A 1828-nucleotide genomic window follows, 5' to 3' on the forward strand; every position below is an offset into this window, starting at 1 on the left:
CATTCGCGCAGGACCGCGGTGTCCATGTCCTCGCCATCCTGCGGGTAGTACCACGGCCGCTTCCACTGCCCGACGTCTTCGAACAGCGCGCCTTGTGCGGCGTGCCAGGGGTGGATGGAGGTCAGGCGGGCGGGGTCGAAGAGTTCGCCGCGCTGGCGGCCGGCCAGGGCCGCGAACGCCACCGGGGTGAACGGTGCCCGGTAGGTGGTGGTGCCGATGTCGCCGATGCCGCGGGACGCTTCGCCGGCTGTCCGGAGCGCGGCGGCGATGACGCCGATCGCGTTCACCCCGGAGGTCTTGCCCTGATCGTTCGCGGTGCTGATCGAGGTGTAGCGCTTGATGTGTTCCACCGAGCGCATGCCGGCCCCGGTGGAGCGCAGCACGTCTGCCACCGACTGGTCTCGCTGGAAGTCGACGAAGTGGTGGTGCCAGTCATCCGGGGTGCCGGTCTGACCGGGAACGAGCCAGAGCTGCCGGGTCGGGGCGGAGGCCTTCGGCTCGCCGAGCACGGACGGATTTGTGGTGGAGTCGAAGCCTGCGGCGATGCCGGCCGCGGCTCCGGCGGAGATGCCCTCGGTCAGGCAGTCTTCGAGTTCGAAGCTGCCGCGGCCGGAGCCGATGGTCTGCTGGTTGGGGACGATGCTGCTGGGGACGAACGCGGCCAGGTCATCGTCCCAGCGCAGCTTGCCCTGCCGCTGGGAGTGCAGGTGCACCAGCGGGCTCCAGCCGCCGGAGACGGCCAGCAGATCGCAGGCGATCTCTTCGACGCCGGAGGTGAGTTCGCCGTCGTCGTTGATGCTGCGGACGGTGATGGCGTTAAGCCGGCCGTCGCCGGATTGCGAGGCCGTGGTGTTGGCCACGGCGCTGCCGATCAGTACCCGGGTGCCGGATTCGGCGGCGACCGCGGCAACCGCGGTCAGCTGCGGGCGGGCGTCAACAACGGCCTCAAGCTTGACGCCCGCGGCCTGCAGGTCCGCAGCCAGGGCGTAGGCGCTGTCGTTGGTGGTGCTGATGACCACGCGCGAACCGGCGGCGACGGCGTAGCGGTTCAGGTAGCTGCGGACCGCGGAGGCGAGCATGATGCCGGGGCGGTCGTTGTTTTCGAAGACCAGGGGCCGTTCGTGGGCGCCCGGGGCCAGGATGACCTGGGCGGCACGGATGTGCCAGATCCGCTGGCGGGACACGCCGGGCGCGGCCGGGCTGGACAGGTGGTCGGTCCGGTTCTGCACGGCGATGACGTAGTTGGCGTCGTAGGCGCCGAACGCGGTGGTGCGGTTCAGCACGGTGGATTCGGCGCCCGACACGAGTTCGGCTTCGACGTTGGCCACCCATTCCAGGACCGGTTTGCCCTCGATGGACTCAGCCAGTCCGGGTGCGGTGGGTCCGGACAGCAGCGAGCCGCCAAGTTCGGGCTGGTCGTCAATGAGGATGACCCGGGCGCCGGTGCGGACCGCTTCGCGTGCGGCGGCCAGGCCTGCGGGGCCGCCGCCGACCACGAGGACGTCGGTGTGGACGTATTTCTTGTCGTACTCGGCGCGGTCCTCGGCCGGATCCAGCTTGCCCAGTCCGCTGAGGTATTCGGCGCTGAGGCCGTCCACGAGAGACACCGTGGTGGCGGGGAGCATGGACTCGGCGACGTGGCCCAGGAACCGGGGGGCAACCTTGACCAGGGCGTTGGATTCCTCGACGCCGGCGGACATGATGCCGCGCGGCCGGCCCTCGTAGAGCGAGTTGCCGGCGGCGATCCGGCCGTTGGCGAGCAGGGCCGAGGCGAGCGTGTCGCCGGGGTGTCCCGTGAATTCCTCGCCGTCCACGGTGAAGCGCCAGG

General features: G+C 70.4%; 1 protein-coding gene. It reads right to left on the reverse strand.

All coding sequences use genetic code 11. The features are described from left to right. The coding region (locus BLR03_RS23765; protein ID WP_139184668.1) for a 2Fe-2S iron-sulfur cluster-binding protein at positions 1 to 1828 on the reverse strand (1828 nt) is incomplete at both ends.

Source organism: Arthrobacter sp. ok909 (assembly GCF_900104405.1).
Taxonomy (GTDB): Bacteria; Actinomycetota; Actinomycetes; order Actinomycetales; family Micrococcaceae; genus Arthrobacter; species Arthrobacter humicola.